Annotated in this window: 17 protein-coding genes and 1 other RNA gene; 15 read left to right on the top strand and 3 right to left on the bottom strand. The window is 70.0% G+C overall.

The window, feature by feature from the left end; all coding sequences use genetic code 11:
- Window positions 1–128: 128 nt before the first annotated feature.
- Window positions 129–3,788, bottom strand: a complete 3,660-nt coding sequence (locus tag ACFVKT_RS19840; protein ID WP_385733143.1) for an FHA domain-containing protein — start codon at window positions 3,786–3,788, stop codon at window positions 129–131.
- 442 nt (window positions 3,789–4,230) lie between these two features.
- Here ACFVKT_RS19840 and ACFVKT_RS19835 point away from each other — a divergent pair, with 442 nt between their 5' ends.
- The 4 genes from ACFVKT_RS19835 to ACFVKT_RS19820 all read left to right on the top strand — a co-directional run bounded on the left by ACFVKT_RS19835 (window position 4,231) and on the right by ACFVKT_RS19820 (window position 9,812).
- Entirely contained in the window at window positions 4,231–5,919 is a 1,689-nt protein-coding gene (locus tag ACFVKT_RS19835; RefSeq protein WP_385733141.1) for a protein kinase, read from the top strand.
- Between the two features lie 126 nt (window positions 5,920–6,045).
- Window positions 6,046–7,290 carry a serine/threonine-protein kinase gene (locus ACFVKT_RS19830; protein ID WP_385733139.1) on the top strand — a complete coding sequence of 415 codons (1,245 nt, stop codon included), beginning with the start codon at window positions 6,046–6,048 and terminating at the stop codon, window positions 7,288–7,290.
- A gap of 268 nt (window positions 7,291–7,558) precedes the next feature.
- Complete coding sequence (gene prfB, locus ACFVKT_RS19825) at window positions 7,559–8,665, top strand: peptide chain release factor 2 (protein ID WP_385733137.1); 1,107 nt, start codon at window positions 7,559–7,561, stop codon at window positions 8,663–8,665.
- 304 nt (window positions 8,666–8,969) lie between these two features.
- Window positions 8,970–9,812: a hypothetical protein gene (locus tag ACFVKT_RS19820; RefSeq protein WP_385733135.1), complete on the top strand. Its 843-nt coding sequence runs from the start codon at window positions 8,970–8,972 to the stop codon at window positions 9,810–9,812.
- A 174-nt stretch (window positions 9,813–9,986) separates the two neighbouring features.
- Here the strand turns inward: ACFVKT_RS19820 and ACFVKT_RS19815 are convergent, their stop codons facing one another.
- Entirely contained in the window at window positions 9,987–10,178 is a 192-nt protein-coding gene (locus ACFVKT_RS19815; protein ID WP_365430266.1) for a hypothetical protein, read from the bottom strand.
- A 351-nt stretch (window positions 10,179–10,529) separates the two neighbouring features.
- Between ACFVKT_RS19815 and ftsE the strand changes: the two genes are divergently transcribed.
- The 7 genes from ftsE (at window position 10,530) to ACFVKT_RS19780 (ending at window position 15,774) form a co-directional block, all read left to right on the top strand.
- Window positions 10,530–11,219: a cell division ATP-binding protein FtsE gene (ftsE, locus tag ACFVKT_RS19810; protein ID WP_385733133.1), complete on the top strand. Its 690-nt coding sequence runs from the start codon at window positions 10,530–10,532 to the stop codon at window positions 11,217–11,219.
- 49 nt (window positions 11,220–11,268) lie between these two features.
- Complete coding sequence (gene ftsX, locus ACFVKT_RS19805) at window positions 11,269–12,186, top strand: permease-like cell division protein FtsX (RefSeq protein WP_385733131.1); 918 nt, start codon at window positions 11,269–11,271, stop codon at window positions 12,184–12,186.
- A 68-nt stretch (window positions 12,187–12,254) separates the two neighbouring features.
- Window positions 12,255–13,439 (top strand): S41 family peptidase, encoded by a 1,185-nt coding sequence (locus ACFVKT_RS19800; protein WP_385733129.1) that lies wholly within the window; start codon window positions 12,255–12,257, stop codon window positions 13,437–13,439.
- Between the two features lie 127 nt (window positions 13,440–13,566).
- The gene (gene smpB / locus ACFVKT_RS19795; RefSeq protein ID WP_385733204.1) at window positions 13,567–14,103 is read left to right on the top strand and encodes an SsrA-binding protein SmpB; all 537 of its coding nucleotides are present in this window, start codon (window positions 13,567–13,569) and stop codon (window positions 14,101–14,103) included.
- Window positions 14,104–14,216: 113 nt separating this feature from the next.
- Window positions 14,217–14,604: a transfer-messenger RNA gene (gene ssrA / locus ACFVKT_RS19790) on the top strand.
- Between the two features lie 167 nt (window positions 14,605–14,771).
- Window positions 14,772–15,248 (top strand): hypothetical protein, encoded by a 477-nt coding sequence (locus ACFVKT_RS19785; protein WP_385733127.1) that lies wholly within the window; start codon window positions 14,772–14,774, stop codon window positions 15,246–15,248.
- A 37-nt stretch (window positions 15,249–15,285) separates the two neighbouring features.
- Window positions 15,286–15,774, top strand: a complete 489-nt coding sequence (locus ACFVKT_RS19780; protein WP_385733125.1) for a hypothetical protein — start codon at window positions 15,286–15,288, stop codon at window positions 15,772–15,774.
- Between the two features lie 137 nt (window positions 15,775–15,911).
- Here the strand turns inward: ACFVKT_RS19780 and ACFVKT_RS19775 are convergent, their stop codons facing one another.
- Window positions 15,912–17,198 (bottom strand): MFS transporter, encoded by a 1,287-nt coding sequence (locus tag ACFVKT_RS19775; RefSeq protein ID WP_385733123.1) that lies wholly within the window; start codon window positions 17,196–17,198, stop codon window positions 15,912–15,914.
- Window positions 17,199–17,281: 83 nt separating this feature from the next.
- Here ACFVKT_RS19775 and ACFVKT_RS19770 point away from each other — a divergent pair, with 83 nt between their 5' ends.
- The 4 genes from ACFVKT_RS19770 to ACFVKT_RS19755 all read left to right on the top strand — a co-directional run bounded on the left by ACFVKT_RS19770 (window position 17,282) and on the right by ACFVKT_RS19755 (window position 23,256).
- The gene (locus ACFVKT_RS19770) at window positions 17,282–18,319 is read left to right on the top strand and encodes a LysR family transcriptional regulator (protein WP_385733121.1); all 1,038 of its coding nucleotides are present in this window, start codon (window positions 17,282–17,284) and stop codon (window positions 18,317–18,319) included.
- Window positions 18,320–18,977: 658 nt separating this feature from the next.
- The gene (locus tag ACFVKT_RS19765; protein WP_385733119.1) at window positions 18,978–19,688 is read left to right on the top strand and encodes a hypothetical protein; all 711 of its coding nucleotides are present in this window, start codon (window positions 18,978–18,980) and stop codon (window positions 19,686–19,688) included.
- Window positions 19,688–21,961 (top strand): bifunctional polysaccharide deacetylase/glycosyltransferase family 2 protein, encoded by a 2,274-nt coding sequence (locus ACFVKT_RS19760; RefSeq protein ID WP_385733117.1) that lies wholly within the window; start codon window positions 19,688–19,690, stop codon window positions 21,959–21,961. The genes ACFVKT_RS19765 and ACFVKT_RS19760 overlap by 1 nt, the downstream gene beginning before the upstream one ends.
- Before the next feature lie 56 nt (window positions 21,962–22,017).
- Window positions 22,018–23,256 carry an acyltransferase gene (locus tag ACFVKT_RS19755; protein ID WP_385733202.1) on the top strand — a complete coding sequence of 413 codons (1,239 nt, stop codon included), beginning with the start codon at window positions 22,018–22,020 and terminating at the stop codon, window positions 23,254–23,256.
- The last annotated feature ends 157 nt before the right edge of the window (window positions 23,257–23,413 follow it).

Here is a 23,413-nt window from a genome sequence, read left to right as displayed (position 1 = left end):
GCCCGTCCGGCGTTTGAGGACGAGCCCTTCGGGCGTTGGGGGGTCTGGGGGCGGAGCCCCCAGGTACGGGATGGGTAGGGGCGGAGGGGGCGAAGGAAGGTTGTTGTGGTCGGCGTCCGTGCCGGGGGTCAGAGGAGGGACGGGACTTCGGTCGCGGAGACGGAGCGGGCGGCGCGCTCCAGGGCGCTGGCCAGGAGGGCCAGGTCGGTGGGCCCGTTGCCGAGCTCGCGGACGGGCCGGCGCGCCGGTGGATCGCCCATGCGGTGCCACTCCAGGGGGACGACCGTGGGCCGCAGGGTCGCCGTACGGGGGATACGCCCCGTGACCCGCCCGGCCTGGAAGGGCGTGACCCGCCCATCGGGCCCGAGCAAACGCCCCCGCCCGGGCGCGGGTTCCTCCGGCCCGGGCACCGCCACCGCCGCGTCAAGAGTGACCCGCAGCGCCGCGGAACGCCCCAGCTCGGATTCCGCCGTACGCCCCTCCACACCCGCCGCCGCCACGAGATGCACCCCGAGCCGCTGCCCTTCACGGGCGACCGCCTCCAGAGCGCGTACGACCGACCCGGCCGAAGGCCGCCCCAGCGACCCCAGCGCGGGGGAAAGCAGCGCGTCCAGGTCATCGACGACCACGACGAGACGGGCCAGCGGCGGCCCCGGCTCCGTATCCTCCCGCGCCGCCGCCGGCCGCAACCGCAGCGTCGAACTGGGCTGCGCGTCGAGATCCCCGGCCCCGGACGTGCCACCGCCCGAGCGCTGAGTGACCATCCGCCCCGACACCTCGCGCCGGGTGTGCCACTCCGTGAAGTCGAGCCGGCCGAGCAACTCGGCCCGCCGCTTCAGCTCGGCGCTCAGCGACTGGGCGAACTCCCGCATCCGCACAGGGTCGTTGGCGGCAAGGTGCGTGGTGACGTGCGGAAGGTCTGTACAGACGCGCAGGCCCTCGCCCTGCCCGGCGACAGTGCCTCCGGTGTCGTCCCGCCCGTCTATGAGGACGATCCCGAGCCGGTCCGGGCGCTCGGCGGCGGCGAGGGAGGCGGCGATGGAGCGCAGCAGTTCCGTACGGCCGCTGCCGGTCGGGCCCTCGATCAGCAGATGTGGGCCGTCGGCAGCGAGGTCCACGCAGACGGGCCCGCGGGGGCCGGCCCCGAGCACGGCCCAGCCGCGCCCGCCCAGCGTCTCCGCGTCGTCGCCCGCGTCGGCCCAACGGGCCATCAACGACGCCGGGGTGGCCCGTGCAAGCCCCAACTCGTCCAGCAGCCTTGCCATCTGAGGCAGCGGCACGGACACCCGCGCATGCCGCTCCCCCTGCGCACCGGCACCATCCGTACGCAAGGGGGCCAACGCCCGGGCGAACCGCTCCGCCCACGCCACCGACACCGCGTCGACCGCGGCGACCGTGCCACGGCCCACGGGCCCACGGGTCACCGGCCCGGTGGGGGTAGAGGCAGGGGAAGTGGGGTGGACCGCTCCGGGGCGGGTGGTGGATGCGGTGTGTGCCGAACTCCCGTGCGTGGATGCGGTGTGTGCCGAGCCCCCGTGCGTGGATCCGGCGGTGGTGCGACCGGCGTGTGGTGCCGCCGAGTCGCCGTTCCGGGGTGGTTCACCGTGGGAGGGGTCGTCGTGCGCGCGCCCGGCCCCGTCATCTGAGGGTCCGCTCCCCGCGATACCGCTGCCCTTGGGCCCGCCATGGGTGGATCCGTAGCGTGCGGACCCGGCGTGCGTGGACCCGGCGTGCGTGGCGAAGGAATCCGTGGACCTCGAGTACGGGGTTTCGCTCCGGCCCGGAGTCGTCGCCTCCGGCGAACCGCCCGGAGCCACTCGCAGGAGCCGCAGTGCCGTCGCCACATCTCCGCTGAGCAGCGCGACCGCCCCGCACTCCCGGAACGGCGGTGACGTCTCGCACGCCGCCTCGTAGGTGTCCGTCACCGGGGACGCGGGTGACGCCGATGCCGTCTCGGCGAGGCAGATGACATGGATGCCGGCCCGCGAACCTTCGTGGGCCAGCCGGGCCACGGACTCCCGGACGTCGGCTCCTCCGGGGTCGCCGTCCACGACGACGACCGTGTACGGGCCGTCGAAGGCGCCGTCCGCCGGGTCGTCGTCGCGTGCCCACGAAGGGCGTCGGGCTCCGCCGGTATGGGGGGACTCGGGCGTCGGCGGGTGGTCCTCCAAGCGGCGGAGGAGTTCGTCGGTGCGGGCCGTGGCCTGTTCGCGGTCGTAGGCGAGGAGGAGGCGGCAGTCCTGGCCGTGGGTGGGGCGGAGGTGGGGGAGCCAGCCGAGCCAGGACCACTCGGCGGTGCGGTCCTCCACCGTGCGGGAACGGTCCGCGCTGAGCAGCACGATCTCCAGCACATCGGGCGAGTGCAGCGCGGCGAGCTGTGCCACGACCGCGCGGGCCAGCCCCATGAGGCGATCCCGCGGGCCGGCGAGGCCCAGCGCGCCGGCCTCCCGCAGGTCGGCGGTGACCGGTACGGCGGGCAGCAGGCCGGAGCCGTCCGGCGCCGCCCGGTCGGCCGTGCCCACCCGGACCGTCAGGGTCTCCGGGTGCCCCGGGCCGCGTTCCCACAGCCGGGGTCCCGGTCCCAGCGCGGTGAGCAGCAGCGTCGCCGGGTCGGGCCAGCTCTCCGGTGACTGCGTCACCGGAAGGAAGTCCTTCTCCTCCGCGGTTTCCTCTTCGTCGTCGTACGGGTCCTGCCCGGACTCTGCCGGCTCTCCGCGTCCCCCGGCCAGCCGCCGGGCCCATGCGCCGAGTCCGGCTCGCTTGCGTACGCCCGCGGGGATGTCCGTACCCCTGGGAGGAGTGCCTTTCCGCGTGCCCGCGCCCTCGGTGGTGGCTGTGGCAGCGGTTTCGTCCGCGGTTTCCGTGTCCTGCGCGTGAGGTGCCGTGGCCGTACTGGAGGATTCGCCGTTCTCGATCCGGGGGGCCCTGCCCTGTTCCGGTACGACCACCGGGCCGTGGTCCTGGGCCGCGGTGACGCCGGCCGCGGACCCCCACTCCGCCGATCCGTAGGAGTGATGCGTCTCCCCGCCGGGCGGGAGGGTGCCGCCTGCCTCCCCCACGCGCGCGTGGGGCACGCTCGCCGTCGGGGCGGACGGTGCCCGTCCGGCGTCGGCACCAGGAGCACCGGCACTGTCGGCATCGCCCTGGACGGGCACCCGGACATGCCCTTCCCCGTCGGGTGTCGTCGCCACCGGCCTCGTACTCCCTGGGGGAGCGAGCCTCAGGGCTGACTCGCCGACGCGCAGGAGCGCGCCCGGGGCGAAGCGGACCGGGCGGGTGCCCACACGGGTGCCGTTCAGCACGGTGCCGTTCGTGGAGCCGAGGTCGGCGACCGAGACGCGGCCCTCGGGGGTGACCGTGATGGCCGCGTGCAGACGGGAGACGTCGGGGTCGTCCAGCGGTACGTCCGCGTCGGCGGAGCGGCCGATGCGGATCTGGCCGCCGTGTAGCAGGTGGACGCCGCCCGCGTCCGGGCCCGCGACCACCTGGAGCTGGGCCGCGACGTCGTCCACGTCAGGACCGGGCTCCGCGGGGGAGCCCAGGGACAGCACGGCGCCGTCCGTCAGCGGTGGCTCGCCCACCGTGCAGCGCTGTGCGTCCAGGCGCTCGGCGCCTGCGTACAGCACGACCTGGCTGTCGCTGCCGCCGACCGCCGAGGCGAGGCCGGACGCCACCGCCGCCAGCGCCGTCCCGGCGGGGGCGGTGACCAGCACATCGCAGGCCGCGGCACGCCCCCGCGGCTCCGAGGGCGAGCCCAGCGGGTCTACGACGGTCAGCCGGATCTGCATCGCCGTCAGGGGTCCCTTCCGCGCGGGTGTCCGCGACGAGGACGAGGCTGCGCTGTGGTCCCCCCACCGCAGATTCCCCCACCGCCCACGGGCACGTCGGCCAGTAGTGAAAGCATCCTCGCACCTGCCACTGACAACACGCCCGCCCCCCACCCGTAAGTGATCTTGATTGGTCGGCTCTGCCCGTAAAAGTTCCTGACCAGTGCCCTACAGGTGTCCGACCGGTGCCCGCTTGAGATCGGTCACGTTCAGGTCTCGGCAACCAAGCGACCGGACCGAGCGTCTTTCCATCGAACATGTACGGCAACTGGTACGTAAGCGACTATGAGGCGCACGGGACGAGGGGGGCCGCACAGGAGGACGACAGCCCGGTGCTATGTACCTCGGCACTAGAGTGGGTCGGAATCAGCAGGCGAGAAGCAAGCAACAGGGAGCGCATGACGTGCGGCCGGTAGGGAGCAAGTACCTCCTTGAGGAACCGCTGGGACGCGGCGCCACAGGCACCGTCTGGCGCGCCCGCCAGCGGGAGACGGCAGGCGCCGAGGCGGCGGTCCAGGGCCAGCCCGGCGAGACCGTGGCGATCAAGGTCCTCAAGGAAGAGCTCGCGAGCGACCCCGACATCGTGATGCGGTTCCTCCGGGAGCGCTCCGTCCTCCTGCGGCTGACCCACCCGAACATCGTGCGCGTACGGGACCTCGTCGTCGAAGGCGATCTGCTCGCGCTCGTCATGGACCTGATCGACGGCCCCGACCTGCACCGCTACCTCCGCGAGAACGGCCCCTTCAGTCCCGTCGCCGCCGCCCTGCTGACCGCCCAGGTCGCCGACGCGCTCGCCGCCAGCCACGCCGACGGCGTCGTGCACCGCGACCTGAAGCCCGCCAACGTCCTGCTCACCCAGCACGCCGGCCAGATGCACCCGATGCTGACGGACTTCGGTATCGCCCGGCTCGCGGACTCCCCGGGGCTGACCCGGACCCATGAGTTCGTCGGCACGCCCGCGTATGTCGCGCCCGAGTCCGCGGAAGGGCGTCCGCAGACGTCCGCCGTCGATATCTACGGGGCGGGCATTCTGATGTACGAGCTGGTCACCGGGCGTCCGCCGTTCGGCGGCGGGTCCGCGCTCGAGGTGCTGCACCAGCACCTGAGCGCCGAGCCGCGCCGCCCGTCGACCGTCCCTGACCCCCTGTGGACCGTCATCGAGCGCTGCCTGCGCAAGAACCCGGACGAGCGGCCCAGCGCCGAGAACCTGGCGCGCGGGCTGCGTACGGTCGCCGCGGGCGTCGGAGTGCACGCGAACTCCGCGCAGATCATGGCCGCGGAGGGCGTGGGCGCGCTGCTCGCCCCCGACCTGTCCCCGGCGACCGTCCCGGGCATGCCCGGCGCCGCCGACCCCACCCAGGTGCTGCCGCAGGGCGCGGGCTCGTACGACCCGAACGCCGCGACCAGCTACCTCCCGCACACCGGGGCCGCCGACCCCACCTCCGTACTCCCGAACCGTGGCGCGGCCGACCCGACCGCCGTCATGCCGCCCGTGCCGCAGAACCAGCCGGGCGGGCCGGGGCCCGAGGACCCGCACCCCTGGCAGAGTCAGCTCCGCGCGGCCCGCGACCGCAATGAGGCGACGCAGGTCCAGTACCTCGACCCGAACGAGGACCCGCTGCGCCGCCGCCCCCAGCGGCAGGTCGCGCGGCCCCAGCAGCGACCGCAGCAGGGGCAGCAGCCGCCGCCGGGATACGGCTATCCGCAGCAACAGCCGCAGCAGTACGCGCCTCAGCAGCAGCCGCAACAGCAGCCCCGGCGTCAGCAGCCTCCGCCGCAGCATCAGCAGCCCCAGAGGTACGCTCCCGCGCCGCAGCAGCCCGCGCCGCGTGAGCCCCGTGAGCCGCGGCAGCGCAGTGCCAACCCGATGAAGATTCCCGGGCTCGGCTGCCTCAAGGGGTGCCTGTTCACCGTCGTCATCCTCTTTGTCGCCGCTTGGCTGATCTGGGAGTTCAGTCCCCTTCAGGATTGGATTGGGACCACCAGGAGTTTCTGGGACCAGCTGACGACGATGTACCACACCGTCTCCGGGTGGGTCGGGGATCTCGGCGGAAGTTCCGGCGACGGTTCCGGTGGGACCTCCGGGCAGTAATTCGGGACTTCCGGGAACCGACTCTGGGGATTTGTCGACACCTGGCGGGTGATTTCCGGCTCCGGCGTGAAGGTTGGCTCTTCGGACGCGTACTTTTAGCGACAACACGCGTCCGTAGGAGCAGTCTTGGCACGGAAAATCGGTAGCCGGTACACCGCGAACCAGATTCTTGGGCGGGGCAGCGCCGGCACGGTGTGGCTGGGTGAGGGGCCCGACGGGCCCGTCGCCGTCAAGCTGCTGCGCGAGGACCTCGCCTCCGACCAGGAGCTCGTGGGCCGCTTCGTGCAGGAGCGCACGGCGCTGCTCGGGCTCGACCATCCGCATGTGGTCGCGGTACGGGATCTCGTCGTCGACGGCAATGACCTCGCGCTCGTCATGGATCTCGTCCGCGGCACGGATCTGCGGACCCGGCTGGACCGGGAGCGGCGGCTCGCCCCCGAGGCCGCCGTCGCGATCGTCGCCGACATCGCGGACGCGCTGGCGGCAGCGCACGCCGCGGGCGTCGTCCACCGGGACGTGAAGCCGGAGAACGTCCTGCTCGACATGCAGGGACCGCTCGGGCCCGGCGGCTCGCACCCCGCGCTGCTGACCGACTTCGGTGTGGCCAAGCTCATCGACTCGCCCCGGCGCACCCGGGCGACGAAGATCATCGGGACGCCTGACTATCTCGCGCCCGAGATCATCGAGGGGCTGCCGCCCCGGGCGGCCGTCGACATCTACGCCCTGGCGACGGTGCTGTACGAACTGCTCGCCGGATTCACGCCCTTCGGCGGCGGGCACCCGGGGGCGGTACTGCGGCGGCACGTGACCGAGACGGTCGTACCGCTGCCCGGGATCCCGGACGAGCTGTGGCAACTGCTCGTGCAGTGTCTGGCGAAGGCGCCGGCCTCGCGGCTGCGGGCGTCCGAGCTGGCGGCGCGGTTGCGGGAGCAGCTGCCCACGCTGGCGGGGATGCCGCCCCTGGACGTCGACTCCCCGGACTCCGAGTCCGGGGACGACGAGAGGTACGAGGAGGCGGAGCCGGCCGCTCCGCGGGATCCGTCGCCGGTGCGGCGGGGGGCCGTGCCGCTCGTGCCGGGGGCTGTGTCCGACTCGAACCGTGACACCCATACGTCGATGCGGGTGCCGGGGCCGGATGAGCTGGCCGGGGGTGCGCGGGGGACGGCCCGGGTGCCGCGGGCCGCGGGGGCGCCGCGGCCCGGGTCCGCGCGGCATCGCGCCTCCGCTCGGCGGCGCCGGATCACGCTGGGGACGGCGGCCGTCGCGCTGGTGGCCGCCGTGGGTGTCGGTACGTGGCTTGCCACCTCGGGGGAGGACGGCGGGTCCACGCCGTCGCCGGACACGAAGAACTCGGCCCCTGCGGCTCCGTGACCGTGGTTTTCCTCGCCCCCTCCGCCCCTGCCAGTCCTTTGTTCCTGGGGCTGCCGCCCCAGACCCCGGCCGTCGCGCTGAACGCGCTCGTCCTCAAACGCCGGACAGGCAAAGGGGGGTCAGCCCCTCCGGCGTTTGAGGAGCGGGGTCTGGGGCGGAGCCCCAGGAACAAGGGACGGGCAGGGGCGGAGGGGGCGAAAAACCATCCCCCAGCCCCGCCCCGGACCGAGGGGGCGGCCCCGGTTGTCGTTGCCGTTACGCTGGAGGCGTGGCAGTCGTCGATGTATCCGAAGAGCTCAAGTCCCTCTCCTCGACCATGGAGTCGATCGAGGCCGTCCTGGACCTCGACAAGATGAGGGCAGATGTCGCCGTGCTCGAGGAGCAGGCGGCCGCGCCGTCCCTGTGGGACGACCCGGACGAGGCGCAGAAGATCACCAGCAAGCTGAGCCACCTCCAGGCGGAGGTCAGGAAGGCCGAGGCGCTGCGCGGGCGTATCGACGATCTGAGCGTGCTCTTCGAGATGGCCGAGGAGGAGGACGACCCGGACACCCGCGCCGAGGCCGAGAGCGAACTCACGGCCGTCAGGAAGGCGCTGGACGAGATGGAGGTCCGCACCCTCCTCTCCGGCGAGTACGACTCCCGCGAGGCCGTCGTCACCATCCGCGCCGAGGCCGGAGGCGTCGACGCCTCCGACTTCGCGGAGAAGCTGCAGCGCATGTACCTGCGCTGGGCGGAGCGCCACAACTACAAGACGGAGCTCTACGAGACCTCGTACGCGGAAGAGGCCGGCATCAAGTCGACCACCTTCGCCGTGCACGTCCCGTACGCCTACGGAACGCTCTCCGTCGAGCAGGGCACCCACCGGCTCGTCCGGATCTCGCCCTTCGACAACCAGGGCCGCCGCCAGACGTCGTTCGCCGGTGTCGAGATCCTGCCGGTCGTCGAGCAGACCGACCACATCGAGATCGACGAGTCCGAGCTGCGGGTGGATGTCTACCGGTCGTCCGGCCCCGGCGGCCAGGGCGTCAACACGACCGACTCCGCGGTCCGCCTCACCCACCTCCCCACCGGGATCGTGGTGTCCTGCCAGAACGAGCGCTCCCAGATCCAGAACAAGGCCAGCGCCATGAACGTCCTCCAGGCCAAGCTGCTCGAGCGGCGCCGCCAGGAGGAGCAGGCCAGGATGGACGCCCTCAAGGGCGACGGCGGCAACTCCTGGGGAAACCAGATGCGTTCGTACGTCCTGCACCCGTACCAGATGGTCAAGGACCTGCGCACCGAGTTCGAAGTCGGCAACCCCGAGGCCGTGTTCAACGGTGAGATCGACGGTTTCCTCGAAGCCGGAATTCGCTGGCGCAAGCAGCAGGAGAAGTAGGCGGGAGTTTTTACACCGCTTTGTCGACAAGGCAACTGCCGTCACATGGACGGCAGTTGCCTTTTGTGTGGGGGATGTCTGGGTTTTACATCACAGTCACATGACTCACGCCGGTCAAATGATGTTGATCCGGACATCGCGTACGCAACGACCTTGACGTTACTTTGAAAAGTGGGGATGGTAACGCGAGGCATGCGTATCTCTGGGGCGCATGTGAACCGGGGGGCTTGAGCGAAGCCACCTGTGACGCCGTGGCCCCGGGCGCTGCTCCATTGACGATTTAGCTACTGGGGGTAGCAGCCGAATGACGAAGAAGACGCGGATCCGTGTGGCACGGATAGCCGCTGGTGCCGTGATCGCCGCCGGCGCCTCGCTGACCGCCGCAGGAGCCGCCTCGGCTCTGGACGTCAACATCGAAGCAGGGCCGATCAGTGTCAGCGTGAGCGACGACGGCACCGGTGACGACGGTGGCGCGACGAGCGGTGGCGACACCTCGGTTGGCGCGACGACCGGCGACACGACCGGTGGTGGTGACACCGGCGACACCACGGTTGGTGCGACGACTGGCGAGACGACCGGTGGCGAGACGACCGGCGGTGACACCACCGGCGGCGAGACGACTGGTGGCGAGACGACCGGCGGTGACACCACCGGTGGTGCGACGACGGGCGAGACGACCGGCGGCGAGACCACCGGTGGTGCGACGACTGGTGAGACGACCGGTGGTGACACCACGGGCGGTACGTCGGGCGGTGACACTGCGGGCGGTTCGTCCGGTGGTGACACCGCGGGCGGTTCGTCCGGTGGTGGCGACGTGACCGGTGGCACGACTGGTGGCGCGACTGGTGGCTCGACCGGTGGTGACACCACGGGCGGTACGTCCGGTGGTAGCGACTCCACCGGCGGTACGACCGGTGGCACCGACACCGACGGTGGCAACAACCCGGTCGAGCAGGGCGAGGGTTCCTCGTCCCTGACCGACACCGGCTCCGACACCTCGGCCCAGGGCTCGGGCGGCGAGCTCGCCGAGACGGGTGCCGCGGAGACCACCTTCCTGGTGATCGGCGCGGCCACGATGATCGCCGGCGGTATCGGCTTCCGTCTGCTGCCCCGCCTCATGGGCGGCCGCGGCGGTGCCGTCGCCTGACGCACACGCGCGTAAGGAAGGGCCCGGAGGGTCATGCTCCGGGCCCTTCTCATGTCAGTCCAGTCTCATGTCGTCCCATGTCGGCTCTCAGCGCCGTGGGTGCTACGGCGTGACCCCGGCGTCCGTCGGACAAGGGGTGCGGTGGCCGCCGTAACGCCGGAATCCCCGCGGGTCTCACACCGTCTGGTGGGCCACCAGTGCCAGTGCCGCGACCAGCACGACGAGCAGTGAGATCAGTGCCATGGGGTTCAGGCCGGCGAACGGGCTCTCCTGCTGGAGTCGCTCCCGGTTCGCGCGGCAGACGCGGCAGCGACCCTCGCTCACAGGCCCCGCGCAGTTCGCGCACACCAGTCGGTCGTACGTCATGCGCTTGCCCTCCTTGCGCCGGCTCTCCGCTGGCATAACGCTGCGGGGAACGCAACCGTTCCCCCTCCACTGTGCCAGGTTCCGTGGAATTCGGCGCGGTTCCCCTTATCCTGCCCCGACGCTCCGCGCCTTAGCCGTGAAAAGAACGCTCTCGTCGGGGTGGCCGGGGTTCGTTTCGCGGCTTCGTCGGCGTCGTGGTCGCTCGCGCAGTTCCCCACGTCCCCTGCAGGGCGCCTTCATGAGCCGTACAAAAACGCACAACCCACACGCAACCCTGACCGGCGACTGCGCTCGCCCACCCGGTTCGCGTATGGTCACGCACATCTACCCCCGGCGACCCGTGGTGCATCCGTGATCCGATTCGACAGTGTCTCCAAGGTCTACCCCAAGCAGACCCGCCCCGCTCTCAGGGATGTCTCCCTGGAGGTCGAGCGCGGTGAGTTCGTGTTCCTCGTGGGGTCCTCCGGCTCCGGAAAGTCCACCTTCCTGCGGCTGATCCTCCGCGAGGAGCGGACCAGCCACGGCCAGGTGCACGTCCTGGGCAAAGACCTCGCGCGTCTCTCCAACTGGAAGGTGCCGCAGATGCGCCGCCAGCTGGGGACCGTGTTCCAGGACTTCCGGCTGCTGCCGAACAAGACAGTCGCCGAGAACGTCGCCTTCGCGCAGGAGGTCATCGGCAAGTCCCGCGGCGAGATCCGCAAGTCCGTGCCCCAGGTGCTCGACCTCGTCGGGCTCGGCGGCAAGGAGGAGCGGATGCCCGGTGAGCTGTCCGGTGGTGAGCAGCAACGTGTCGCGATCGCGAGGGCGTTCGTGAACCGGCCCAAGCTCCTCATCGCCGACGAGCCGACCGGAAACCTCGACCCGCAGACCTCCGTCGGCATCATGAAGCTGCTCGACCGCATCAACCGGACGGGCACCACCGTGCTGATGGCTACGCACGACCAGAACATCGTGGACCAGATGCGCAAGCGCGTCATCGAACTGGAGGGGGGCCGTCTCGTCCGCGACCAAGCGCGCGGCGTCTACGGCTACCAGCACTGATCGTGACGACTGTTCCGCACCTGTCCATGGAAAGGCCTGAGTAGACGCCATGCGCGCCCAGTTCGTCTTGTCGGAGATCGGAGTCGGTCTCCGCCGAAACCTGACCATGACCTTCGCGGTTGTCGTGTCGGTCGCCCTCTCGCTCGCCCTGTTCGGCGGCTCGCTCCTGATGAGCGACCAGGTGAGCACCATGAAGGGCTACTGGTACGACAAGGTCAACGTCTCGATCTTCCTCTGCAACAAGAGCGACGCGGAGTCCGACCCCAACTGCGCCAAGGGCGCGGTGACCGCCGACCAGAAGAAGGAGATCCTCGGCGACCTGGAGAAGTCCACGGTCGTCGACACGGTCACCTACGAGTCGGCGGACCAGGCCTACAAGCACTACAAGGAGCAGTTCGGCGACTCCCCGCTGGCCGCGTCCCTCACGCCGGACCAGATGCAGGAGTCGTACCGGATCAAGCTGAAGGACCCGGAGAAGTACCAGGTCATCGCGACCGCCTTCGACGGGCGCGACGGCGTGCAGTCCGTGCAGGACCAGAAGGGCATCCTGGACAACCTCTTCGGACTGCTCAACGGCATGAACTGGGCCGCCCGCGCGGTCATGGCGATGATGCTCGTCGTCGCGCTGATGCTGATCGTCAACACGGTGCGCGTCTCGGCGTTCAGCCGACGGCGCGAAACCGGGATCATGCGCCTGGTCGGCGCCTCGGGCTTCTACATCCAGGCGCCGTTCATCATGGAGGCTGCCGTCGCCGGACTCATCGGCGGTACGGTCGCGTGCGGCTTTCTGGTGATCGCGCGGTATTTCATCATCGACCACGGTCTGGCGCTGTCCGAGAAGCTGAACCTGATCAACTTCATCGGCTGGGACGCCGTTCTGACAAAGCTTCCGCTGATCCTCGCGACAAGCCTCCTGATGCCCGCGCTGGCCGCGTTCTTCGCGTTGCGCAAGTACCTGAAGGTGTGACGCATGACAAGGGGGCCGTACTGCCAACCGGCGGTGCGGCCCCTTCGCGTTGTCCTAGACTCACCGGCATGTCAGGCCGTGACCTGTTCTGTGAGCCCCGCCGCATCCGCCGCGGGGCCGCCCTGACATTGCTTTTCGCCAGCGTCTTCGTCGCCGGGGCGGCCACCGGGTCCTTCCCCGACCCCGGCCGGAAATCCACTGCCACGCCCTCCTCGGCTTCATCTGAGGACCGTTCGACGTCCACGAGCGGCAAGGAGGACGTCACCGAGGCCGCCGAGGCGGCCATGGCCGCCGGGAAGTCCCCCATGGAGGCCGCCGAGCGTGCCGTCAGCCGCAGCGGCGACCGCTGGGGCGCGGTCTACTCCGAGGGCGAGTACGAGGAGTTCGAGGAAGCCCTCGACGGCCAGTACACCGGCGTCGGGCTGTGGGCCAGGCGCGAGAGCGACGGACGTATCGAAGTGACCCAGGTACAGGCAGGCTCGCCCGCGGCCGTCGCCGGGATCCGCAAGGGCGACCTGCTGCGCAGCGTCGACGGCGAGAAGGTCGACGGCCGTCCGGTGACGGAGGTCGTCTCCCTGCTGCGCGGCGACGCGGAGGACGCAGCCGCCGGTACGGAGGTGTCGCTAGGTCTGGAGCGGGGCACGCGCGCGTGGAGCGAGACGCTGCGCCGGGCCCGGCTGTCCACGGACTCGGTGACCGTGCGCAAGCTCGCCGACGGCGTCACCGTGATCAAGGTCGACGCGTTCACCAAGGGCTCGGGCGATCTCGTACGGACCGCCGTCGACGCGGCACCCCAGGGCGCCGGGATCGCCCTCGACCTGCGCGGCAACTCCGGCGGCCTGGTCACCGAGGCCGTCACCGCCGCCTCCGCCTTCCTCGACGGCGGCCTGGTCGCCACGTACGACGTCGACGGTGCTCAGCGCGCCCTGCACGCCGATCCCGGCGGAGACACCGGCAGGCCCCTGGTGGTGCTCGTCGACGGCGGCACGATGAGCGCGGCCGAGCTGCTCACCGGCGCCCTCCAGGACCGCGGCCGCGCCGTCGTCGTGGGCTCCCAGACCTTCGGCAAGGGCTCGGTCCAGATGCCCAGCCGGCTGCCCGACGGCTCTGTCGCCGAGCTGACCGTGGGGCACTACCGCACCCCCTCGGGACGCGGCGTCGACGGGCAGGGCATCACTCCCGACCTGGACGTCGACGCGCAGGCGCTGGAGCGGGCCGAGACGGTGCTCAGCGGGCTCGGGGATCCTTCGTAGCCGACGGGGCGACGGTTTCGTAGCCGACCGGGCGACGGTTTCGTGGCCGACCGTCACGGTCCCCGGTAATCGGCTTTCCCTCCTGCACCCCTGTAGTGCGAAAATGGCCAGCACTATGAGCAAGGGAATGTACGTACCGAAGGAGTCCCAGCCGAAGCAGGGCGGCCAGGCGGGATCCGGCAAGGTCAAGGACGGCAAGCGCAAGATCGTCGCGCAGAACAAGAAGGCACGGCACGACTACGCGATCATCGACACCTACGAGGCCGGGCTCGTCCTGACCGGCACCGAGGTGAAGTCACTGAGGCAGGGCCGCGCCTCGCTGGCCGACGGCTTCGTCCAGATCGACGGGAACGAGGCGTGGCTGCACAACGCCCACATCCCCGAGTACAGCCAGGGCAGCTGGACCAACCACTCCGCGCGCCGCAAGCGCAAGCTGCTCCTGCACCGCGAGGAGATCGACAAGCTGGCCTCGAAGTCGGAGGAGACGGGTCACACGATCGTGCCCCTCGTCCTGTACTTCAAGGACGGCCGGGCGAAGGCCGAGATCGCCCTCGCCAGGGGCAAGAAGGAGTACGACAAGCGGCAGACCCTGCGCGAGAAGCAGGACCGGCGGGAGTCGGACCGCGCGATCGCGGCGGCCAAGCGGAAGCAGCGGGGCGAGTAGGCGCGAGTAGACGCGCGTAGGGCGAGCAGGAATAAGGTTGGCGCCGTCGTGCGTTGTTCACGTACGATGGGCCATGCACCTCACAGCGGGTGCGCGCATTGAAAAATCAACATGGGGATGATCGGTTTCGACAGCGGCTGTCGAAGCAGGGGAAGCGAGCCGAGGAAGCGGCAATGATCTCGTTAACCATATGTCGCAACCAATAATCGCCAATTCCAAGAGCGATTCCCAGTCCTTCGCCCTCGCTGCCTAATAACAGCGACTGAAGGACCCTAAAAGGGTGTCAGCCCGGGAGTGTTCCCGACCCGGATCCTGGCATAATCTAGGGAACTAAACCGCCGAGCCCGGTCACGGGGTTCGGTGGGAAATCAAACAGTGACTGGGCCTGTCGGAGACTTGTTCGCGAGAACTCCGGGGCCGAGAAAAGCGTAGCGAACTGCGCTCGGAGAAGCCCTGATTCTGCACCGTTGGACGCGGGTTCGATTCCCGCCATCTCCACTCATCCCATGTTTGAGCACCATGACAAAAGCCTCGTCGCTTTCGAGCGGCGGGGCTTTTGTCATGCGGACTCGTCATGCGGACTCGTCATGCGGACTCGTCATGCGACCTTGTTGTGCGTCTTGTTATGCGACGACTTTTTCATGCAGCGAGAGGGAATCACCCGGCTCATGTTCTTGCTCTATCTCCTGCCCCGGCTGCCCCGCGAGATATCCCTTGCCGTCTTCGGGCTGTTCGTCGGCTTGGTCCTGGCCGTCCACGGCGGCATGCAGGGCTACGCCGAATCGACCGGTGTCCCCGGAACCGTCCATGTCACCGACTGCAGGTATGCCGAAGGCGCCTGGGACGAGTTGTGGTCGGATGGCTGGGCGTGCGAGGGGCCGTTCGACGCCGACGACCGCACCGTCCACATCGACAGCGTGGCCGTCGACGGCACCCTGGAGTCCCGCCCCGACACCTCGCTCGCCGCCTTCGTGGAGGGGCCCGGCGTCCAGACCGTGGTGGAGGACGGCGCCGGCGCCTGGAAATGGCCGGCTCTCACCGGAGGTGTCATCCTCGCCTTCACTGCTTGGCGGATCCGCATGCTGATTTTGCTGTTCCGGCTGCGTCGGTCCGTGCGGGCGGCGGGGGCCGTCGTACCGGCCTGATGCCCGACTGGCCTGATCACTTGGAGATCGGTGACGTATGAACGGCCCTGCGAGACCTTTTCCCCCAGGCAACCCCGGTGGACCGGCGCCGAAGTTCTTACTGGGGGTACTTCAGATCGCTGCCACCACTCTGGGCGGCCTGCTGGCCGGCACGGCGTTGGCGAACGTCCTGCTGCTGGTCACGGTTGGTGAGTACATGACGGCGGAGGAGTTGCGGTTGTGCCTTTCATCGGTCGTGATCGCGAGCGTGGTCTGCCCGGTCCTGCCTCCGCGCTTCGGAGTCGAGCTCACCCCCAACTGGCTTGTGGTCCGAGGGAACAGGCGTCGCCAGATCGCGTGGCGGGACATCATCGGCCTGGAGATTCGGAAGACCGCTGGGATCCGGACGGTCATCGTGGCGGTGTCCGACGGAAGGCGGATAGTGCTGCGTGCGCCGATGTCTCTACTGGACCGCCGTTTCGACCACAAGGTCCAGGTCCTCATGGACTGGTGGGTCGCGGGCCGGGGCGGCCCCGGCGGCGGGTAGCGGCCGTCGTTCTCTCGCGTGGAGAACATCGCCGCCGATGCACGGAGAACATCGCAGCCGACTTGAGCATCGGCGAGGCTGAATCCGGCGCAGGGTGCTCGAAGGCGGCCTTGGCGAAAGGGCGTCGGCGCCTTCGACTAACCCCTGGATGTCGCGGCCGGAAGCGCGATCAGCAGGGCCAGTGCCGCCGCCGCGACCGGAACCCCGTACCCCGCCGTCACCGACACCCGTTCCACCACCCACCCCCCGACCGCCGCGCCGCAGGCGATCCCGCCGAGCAGGCCGGTCACCGCGAGGGTCATTCCTTCGTTCAACCGGCCCTCGGGAGTGCGGTGTTGGACGAGGGACATGCCGGTGACCATGGTCGGGGCGGTCGCCATGCCGGCGAGGAGGAGGGCGGGGGCGAGAGCGAGGAGGGAGCCGGTCAGGGTCGCGGCGAGCAGGGGGAGGGTCAGCAGCGCCGCCATGGTGGCGACGCACAGCACGTATCGCCGTTCGGCGGGACCGGTCGGCTTCCGGGTCCCGTAGAGCAGACCCGCCCCGCACGAGCCTGCGGCCTGGAGAGCGAGAACCGCCCCCGCCGCCGACTGGTGGCCCCGCGCGTCCGCGAACGCGATCGTGACGACCTCCATCGAGCCGAAGACCGCGCCGGTGGCGAGGAATCCGAGGAGGAGCTGGGGCATCCCGGGTGCACGGAGAGGGGACTTGGCGGTCGTACGTCGCTGGGGCGGTGGTTCCGTCGAGCGCTGGGCGGCGAAGAGCAGTACGCCCGTCATCATCAGGACGCCCCCGACCAGCGTGCCCGCCTCCGGGAACAAGGTCCCGCAGAGGAAGGCCGCGAGGACCGGGCCCAGCATGAAACACAGCTCGTCCGCGGCCTGTTCGAAGGAGTTCGCGGTGTGCAGGGCCTTGTCGTCGCCCTTGTGGAGGTGGGCCCAGCGGGCGCGTGACATGCCGCCCGTGTTGGGGATCGTGGCCGTGGCGGCGTAAGAGATGAACAGGGTCCAGTCGGGCGCTCCGTGATGTACGCACAGCATCAGCGCGATGGTGCCGAGGAGGGCGAAGGCCGTCGCGGGCACGGCGATGCGCGCCTGACCGTGGCGGTCGGTGAGACGCGCGGTCCAGGGAGCGACCACCGCCGTCGCCGCCAGACCCGTCGCGGTCACGGCACCGGCGAGCGCGTACGAACCCCGCGACCCCGCGATCATGATGACCGCGCTCACGCTGAACATGCCCATGGGGAGGCGGGCGAGGAGGTTCCCGAGCGTGAAGGCGCGGGTGCCGGGGGTGCTGAAGAGGCGGCGGTACGGGCCCGGTTGGCGGCCTTGTCCGAAGCGTGGGCGGAAGTCGGCGGCGACGAGGGTGTCGCCGGTGACGGTGAGGAGCGGCAAGTGAGCCTGCTCGGAGGGCTGTTGGGGCGGCATGGGTCAACCGTCGTGCCGGGTGGTGCTCGGGGTCCAACACCTACTCCGTGGTGATTGACGCACCTGGGTTGTAAGTTCGCGTGATGCCCGCTCAGCAGCCGACCCTTGATCCCCGTCTCCTCCGCGTCTTTCTCGCCGTCGCCGAAGAGCTGCACTTCACGCGGGCAGCAGCCCGGCTGTACGTCGCCCAGCAGGCCCTGAGCCGGGACATCCGGCGCCTGGAAAGGGAGTTGGGCGCCGATCTCTTCGTACGCACGACCCGGCAGGTGGCGCTGACGGCGGACGGGGAGCGGCTGCTGCCGTACGCGCGGCGGGTGTTGGAGGCGCAGGACGAACTATTGTCCGCGTTCACGCGCGGGCAGCGGGAACGTCCGCTGCTCGTCGACGTCAACTCCCCGGGGCTGGTCTCCGGCCGGGTCCTCGACCGGGCCCGCGAACTCGCGCCCGACAGCGAGCTGATGGCCCGCTTCGAGAGCGGGCTCACCGGCGCGGCGGGGGAGATGCTCGCGGGCCGGCTGGACGCGTCCTTCGGGCGGTTCGCGGGGGTCGACCCGGCGCTGCGGGCGGGGCTGGAGCAGCAGCCCGTCCGGTACGAACCGATGGCCGTCGTGCTGCCCGAGGACCACCGCCTCGCCGCTCTGGACGAGGTGCCGCTGGCCGCGCTCGCGGGCGAGACCGTATATGCCGGTGCGGGAAATCCGCGGACGCTGGAGTGGACCGACCTGGCCCGCCGTCTGTTCGAGGGACGCGGCATCGCACTCGCGCCGCCTGCTCCGGTGGCCGTCGGAGCGGAGGAGTTCCAGCGGGTCATGGCGCGGACGCGCACCCCTGTCCTCGCCGTGCTGCAGTTTCCAGCCATGCCGGGGGCTGTCCTGAAGCCCCTCATAGACCCCATCCCCCTGTCACCGGTGTCGCTGGTGTGGCGGAAGGGGCTGGTGCATCCAGGGATCGACGCACTCCGCCGTGCGGCCCTCGAACTCGCGGGCGAGGAAGGATGGCTGCAGCGCCCAGGGGACGCGTGGATTCCGGCCATGGATGCACTCATCATGATGAGTCATCGTGAACACATGGCCCCGGGCGTCACTGGTGTGCGCTACATTCTGGGTCCGGGCGCAGTGTGATAAAAGGGGCGCTTGAATCGGGTGGGGTCCCGGTTCACACGACACGTGAGGTTGCCCGGCGTCGTGTGCGCACCTGTAACTGTCCCGTGGGGGGATGCGCGTGTACGTGGAAAATAGGCGGAAAGACGCCCAACCGGATCGGCGTGACATCGATCAGCCAAGCAGTCGTGGAGTCGATCCGCCTCCCTGGCGAGGGGCCGACCGATCGTCCGGGCGAGAGCGCGGCGAGTCCCTGCGAGGGCCCGATATGCTCGGGCATGGACACGACGAGTTTCGGCCAGAGAGCGCGGAGTCGCGGCGAGGAGCCGACGAGATTCTGCGAGGAGCGGACGAGATTCGGCGCCAGGCCGATGAGCCGATGACCTGGCCGGAGGCCGAGAAAGGTACGTCGAACTGGCCGCAGGTCAACGGCAGGGCGTCGTTCTGGCCGGAGGCCCGGGGCAGCGGCGAGCATGAGGCGGAGGGGGAGCCGGAAACCCGGGTGAAACCGGATACCGGGGCCGGCCAGGACCGAGGCCAGGACCGAGGTCAGGACGGTGGCCCGGACGGAGGCCAGGGTCAAGGCCCTGTAAGACGCACAAGCCGCCCTGGTCCGGAGCACCTGCAGCCCACCTGGGAACAGCCCGACGACCCCAACCACACCCACGATCCGAACGAGGTGACCATCCAACTCGACGGCACAGGACGTCAGTTGGACGACTGGCTCGTCAAGCAGACCAAGGGTGCCCCGGCCGCCCAGGAGAGTTCGGACGGCCCGGTCTTCGTGGACGAGTCGGGCCGTCGCAGCCGCAGATTCCGCCGCCTCGGCATGGTCGTGGGCGTGGCCTGCGCGGTGTACGCCGTGGTCATCCTCGTCACTCTCCTGTCGGGCAACTCCAACGCGCCCTGGATCCCGGTACCGGGCCAGCAGGACGACCAGCCGGCCGGCAAGGTCGACACGTCGCCTATGCCTACCGAGTCGGTGAGCTCGACCGGCACGGGCAATGCCGCGCCCGGCGTGATCGGCGCAACGCCCAGTGATGGAACGACGCCATCGCCGGGCGTCAGCCCGAGGCCCGATGTCTCGGCCAGCGCCTCGAATCCGGGTGTGTCCCCGGCCCCCGAGCCCTCGACGTCCGCCTCGACCAAGCCCAACCCTAGCTCCAGCACCACGAAGGACCCGGTCATCGGCCCTTCCGAACCGGTGACCAACTCCCCGGACCCCAGCCCTTCGGTCAGCGCCCCTTCGCCGGACCCCTCGGCGTCAGCGACCACGGACGGTTCGGGAGTCGTCGCCGACAGCCCGGTCGAGCCGGTCCCCGTCGAGCAGATCCCAACAGAGCCTGAGCCGAGCACCACCAGCTCCTCGTACCCGGAGAACATCGTCTGATGGCACCTCGCACCAGCCGTCACAGCTCCACATCCCGCGCTCCGACATCGCGTACGGAGAGCCCGGCCTCCAGCCCCCGGCGCAGACGGCTGCCCATGCGCCAACTGCTGCCCTCACTCATCCTCGTCGCGCTGCTGGCGATGCTGATGCTGCGCGGCTACGTGCACAACGAGATCCTCGCCGACCACCGTGTCCAGCCGCCGGCGTCGTCCGACCAAGTGCCAAAGGAGATACTGCGCGGCGGGCCGGTGATCGACACCCGGAGCGGCCGCCAGACCACCCTGACCATCCCGGACCACGAACTGGTCCTGACCTTCGACGACGGCCCGGACCCCAAGTGGACCCCCAAGGTCCTTGACGTCCTGGCCGAACACGACGCGCATGCCGTCTTCTTCATCACCGGCACCATGGCCTCGCGCTATCCGGAACTCGTCCGGCGCATCGTCAACGAGGGGCACGAGATCGGCCTGCACACCTTCAGCCACCCCGATCTCGCTTACCAGTCCAAGACCCGCGTCGACTGGGAACTGTCCCAGAGCCAGCTGGCGTTGGTGGGCGCGGCCGGTATCCGCACCTCGCTCTTCCGCCCGCCGTACTCGTCGTACGCCTCGTACCTGGACAACAACTCCTGGCCCGTGACCAAGTACATCGGTTCCCGCGGCTACCTCACGGTCGTCAACGACACCGACAGCGAGGACTGGCGACGGCCGGGCGTCCGTGCGATCATCCGCAACGCCACGCCCAAGCGGGGTGAGGGCGCCGTCGTGCTCATGCACGACTCCGGCGGCAACCGCTCGCAGACCGTCGCGGCACTCGACCGATTCGTGTCCGGGCTCCAGGACAAGGGCTATCGCTTCGACACCCTTACCAAGGCTCTGAACGCTCCCAGCGCCCACACCAAGGTCACCGGCGCCGAGCTGTGGAAGGGCAGGGCATGGGTCCTCGCCGTTCAGGCCTCGGACCGGACGACGGGCGTCCTCGTCGTTGCGCTGGCCGTGATCGGGCTCCTGGTCTTGGCCCGCTTCGGGCTGATGTTGCTGCTCTCCGCCGTGCACACACGCCGGGTACGGCATCGGGACTTCCGCTGGGGACCACCGGTCACCGAACCGGTCTCGGTGCTCGTCCCCGCGTACAACGAGGCGAAGTGCATCGAGAAGACGGTCCGCTCCCTGATGGCGAGCGAGCACCCCATCGAAGTGCTCGTCATCGACGACGGGTCGAGCGACGGCACCGCACGCATCGTCGAGAACCTGCGCCTGCCGGACGTACGCGTCGTACGCCAGCTCAACGCGGGCAAGCCGGCCGCCCTCAACAGAGGCGTGGCGAACGCCCGTTACGACCTCATCGTGATGATGGACGGCGACACGGTCTTCGAGCCGTCCACCGTCCGCGAGTTGATGCAGCCCTTCGGTGACCCGAGTGTCGGCGCGGTCGCGGGCAACGCGAAGGTCGGCAACCGCGACTCGCTCATCGGCGCCTGGCAGCACATCGAGTACGTGATGGGCTTCAATCTCGACCGTCGCATGTACGACATGCTGCGCTGCATGCCCACGATCCCCGGCGCGGTCGGGGGTTTCCGCCGCTCGGCCCTGGAACGCGTCGGCGGCATGAGCGATGACACGCTCGCCGAGGACACCGACATCACGATGGCCCTGCACCGCGACGGCTGGCGGGTGGTGTACGCGGAGAACGCACGCGCGTGGACCGAGGCCCCGGAGTCGGTCCAGCAGTTGTGGTCGCAGCGCTACCGCTGGTCGTACGGCACGATGCAGGCGATCTGGAAGCACCGGCGGGCGATCATCGAGCGGGGCCCGTCGGGCCGCTTCGGCCGGGTGGGCCTGCCACTGGTCTCACTGTTCATGGTCCTCGCCCCGCTGCTGGCCCCCTTGATCGACGTATTCCTTCTCTACGGGTTGGTGTTCGGCCCGACGGGCAAGACGGTCCTCGCATGGCTGGGCGTCCTGTCGATCCAGGCGGTGTGCGCGGCGTACGCGTTCCGCCTCGACCGGGAACGCATGACCCATCTGATCTCGCTCCCGCTCCAGCAGATCCTCTACCGGCAGTTGATGTACGTGGTTCTGCTCCAGTCCTGGATCACCGCGCTCACCGGGGGCCGGCTGCGCTGGCAGAAGCTCCGGCGCACGGGCGCGGTGGGCATGCCCGCCGCATCGAACGCATCGAGCGCAGCCAACGCACCGAACTCATCGAACGCAGCCAACGCATCGAACCAGAGTCAGAGTCAGCACAGCATGGATAAGAGGCCGGTCGTATGAGTACGCCTCCGCCGCCCGGAGCCCAGAGGACGGGTCCGGACTCTTCGACGCCGATTCTGGGCGTGCCCGTACTGCCGGTACAGAGAGGGGCGGCCGCGGCGACACTCACGCCCGCCGCGGCGGAGCAGGGACACCCCGAACCCGGACCGGCGGTGCCGGGCCGTGCCCCGGTCCGCGACCGCTACTTCGACCTGCTGCGCGCGCTCGCCCTCTTCCGCGTCGTCCTGTACCACCTGGTGGGCTGGGCCTGGCTTCCGCTGGTGTTCCCCTCCATGGGCGTGATGTTCGCCCTCGCCGGCAGCCTCATGGCCCGCTCGCTGAAGCGTCCGCCTGTCCAGGTCATCCGAAGCCGGGTCCGGCGCCTGCTACCTCCGCTGTGGCTCCTTGGCGTCGTCGGGGTCACCGGCATGATCCTCCAGGGGTGGGGACCGAGCGCGGAGGGCCACCCGGGCTGGTGGTGGCTGCACCTGACCTTCTGGATCGTCCCGCTGAGCGATCCGCCGTACGGCGAGGGCCTGCCCGGAATCCACGGCATCATCGGCGAGAACTGGGCCGAGGACTTCGCGGGCCCCCTGTGGTACATCCGCGCATACCTCCTCTACGTCCTCCTGTCGCCGTTCCTCCTGCGTGCTCTGCGTGCGCTGCCGCTGGCGACGCTGCTCTCGCCGATCGCCCTGTCGGCCGCGTTCGAACTCGGCTACATCACGCTCCCCGGCGAGCGGATCCCCTCGGCCCTCACGGACTTCAGCACCTTCGGCGCCTGCTGGATCCTCGGCATGGCCCACCAGGAGGGCATCCTGCGCAGGCTTCCCCGCTACGCCGTACCCTCCGTGGCCCCGGCCCTCGCCCTGCTGGGCCTCTGGTACGCCATGAGCAACAACTTCACCACGGGGCACGACCTCGACAGCATCCCGCTGGCCCAGGCCATCTGGTCCTTCGCCACAGTCCTCCTGCTGCTGCACTACAGCCCCTCGTGGACCGAGTGGCCCCGCCGACTGCGCCGCTGGGACAGACTCATCACCCTCCTCAACTCCCGCGCGGTGACGATCTATCTCTGGCACAACATGTGCATCCTCACGGCCGCCACATTGTGGGACCGCCTGTGGGGGATCGATGTCATGTGGCAGCACTTCCCATGGCTGTTGGAGAGCCCGTGGCCCGTGCTGGCCATCGCCTGGGTGCTCATCGGGGCCTGTGTCGTGTCGTTCGGCTGGGCGGAAGACCTGGGCGCGAAGCGAAGGCCGCAGCTGTGGCCGGACGGGGCGAAACGCGGGGGAACTCGGCGAAGGCCCTGATCCCGGTGCGTACTCGATTGCGTAGCCCGCTTGCCGGCGACGGGTGGGCGCGCAATCCGCCGGTCGGCCAGGCGAGTGGCGGCGTGAAGAGGGCAGACAGCCCAGGTCTGGAATTTGCGGTGGCCAACGAGGTGACGCTCCCCGCCCCTCCCCGTCA

This window comes from Streptomyces sp. NPDC127595 (assembly GCF_042671685.1).
Lineage (GTDB): Bacteria > Actinomycetota > Actinomycetes > Streptomycetales > Streptomycetaceae > Streptomyces.
Note: the sequence above shows the minus strand (reverse complement) of the source record. Positions and strands in the feature narration are given on the sequence as shown.

What these genes read in the sequence shown, in the direction of transcription:
- ACFVKT_RS19840 (WP_385733143.1), bottom strand. Translation starts at nt 3,788, where the DNA reads ATGCAGATCCGGCTGACCGTCGTAGACCCGCTGGGCTCGCCCTCGGAG.
- ACFVKT_RS19820 (WP_385733135.1), top strand. Translation starts at nt 8,970, where the DNA reads ATGACGAAGAAGACGCGGATCCGTGTGGCACGGATAGCCGCTGGTGCC.
- ACFVKT_RS19815 (WP_365430266.1), bottom strand. Translation starts at nt 10,178, where the DNA reads ATGACGTACGACCGACTGGTGTGCGCGAACTGCGCGGGGCCTGTGAGC.
- ftsX (WP_385733131.1), top strand. Translation starts at nt 11,269, where the DNA reads ATGCGCGCCCAGTTCGTCTTGTCGGAGATCGGAGTCGGTCTCCGCCGA.
- ACFVKT_RS19800 (WP_385733129.1), top strand. Translation starts at nt 12,255, where the DNA reads ATGTCAGGCCGTGACCTGTTCTGTGAGCCCCGCCGCATCCGCCGCGGG.
- smpB (WP_385733204.1), top strand. Translation starts at nt 13,567, where the DNA reads ATGTACGTACCGAAGGAGTCCCAGCCGAAGCAGGGCGGCCAGGCGGGA.
- ACFVKT_RS19785 (WP_385733127.1), top strand. Translation starts at nt 14,772, where the DNA reads ATGTTCTTGCTCTATCTCCTGCCCCGGCTGCCCCGCGAGATATCCCTT.
- ACFVKT_RS19780 (WP_385733125.1), top strand. Translation starts at nt 15,286, where the DNA reads ATGAACGGCCCTGCGAGACCTTTTCCCCCAGGCAACCCCGGTGGACCG.
- ACFVKT_RS19775 (WP_385733123.1), bottom strand. Translation starts at nt 17,198, where the DNA reads ATGCCGCCCCAACAGCCCTCCGAGCAGGCTCACTTGCCGCTCCTCACC.
- ACFVKT_RS19770 (WP_385733121.1), top strand. Translation starts at nt 17,282, where the DNA reads ATGCCCGCTCAGCAGCCGACCCTTGATCCCCGTCTCCTCCGCGTCTTT.
- ACFVKT_RS19760 (WP_385733117.1), top strand. Translation starts at nt 19,688, where the DNA reads ATGGCACCTCGCACCAGCCGTCACAGCTCCACATCCCGCGCTCCGACA.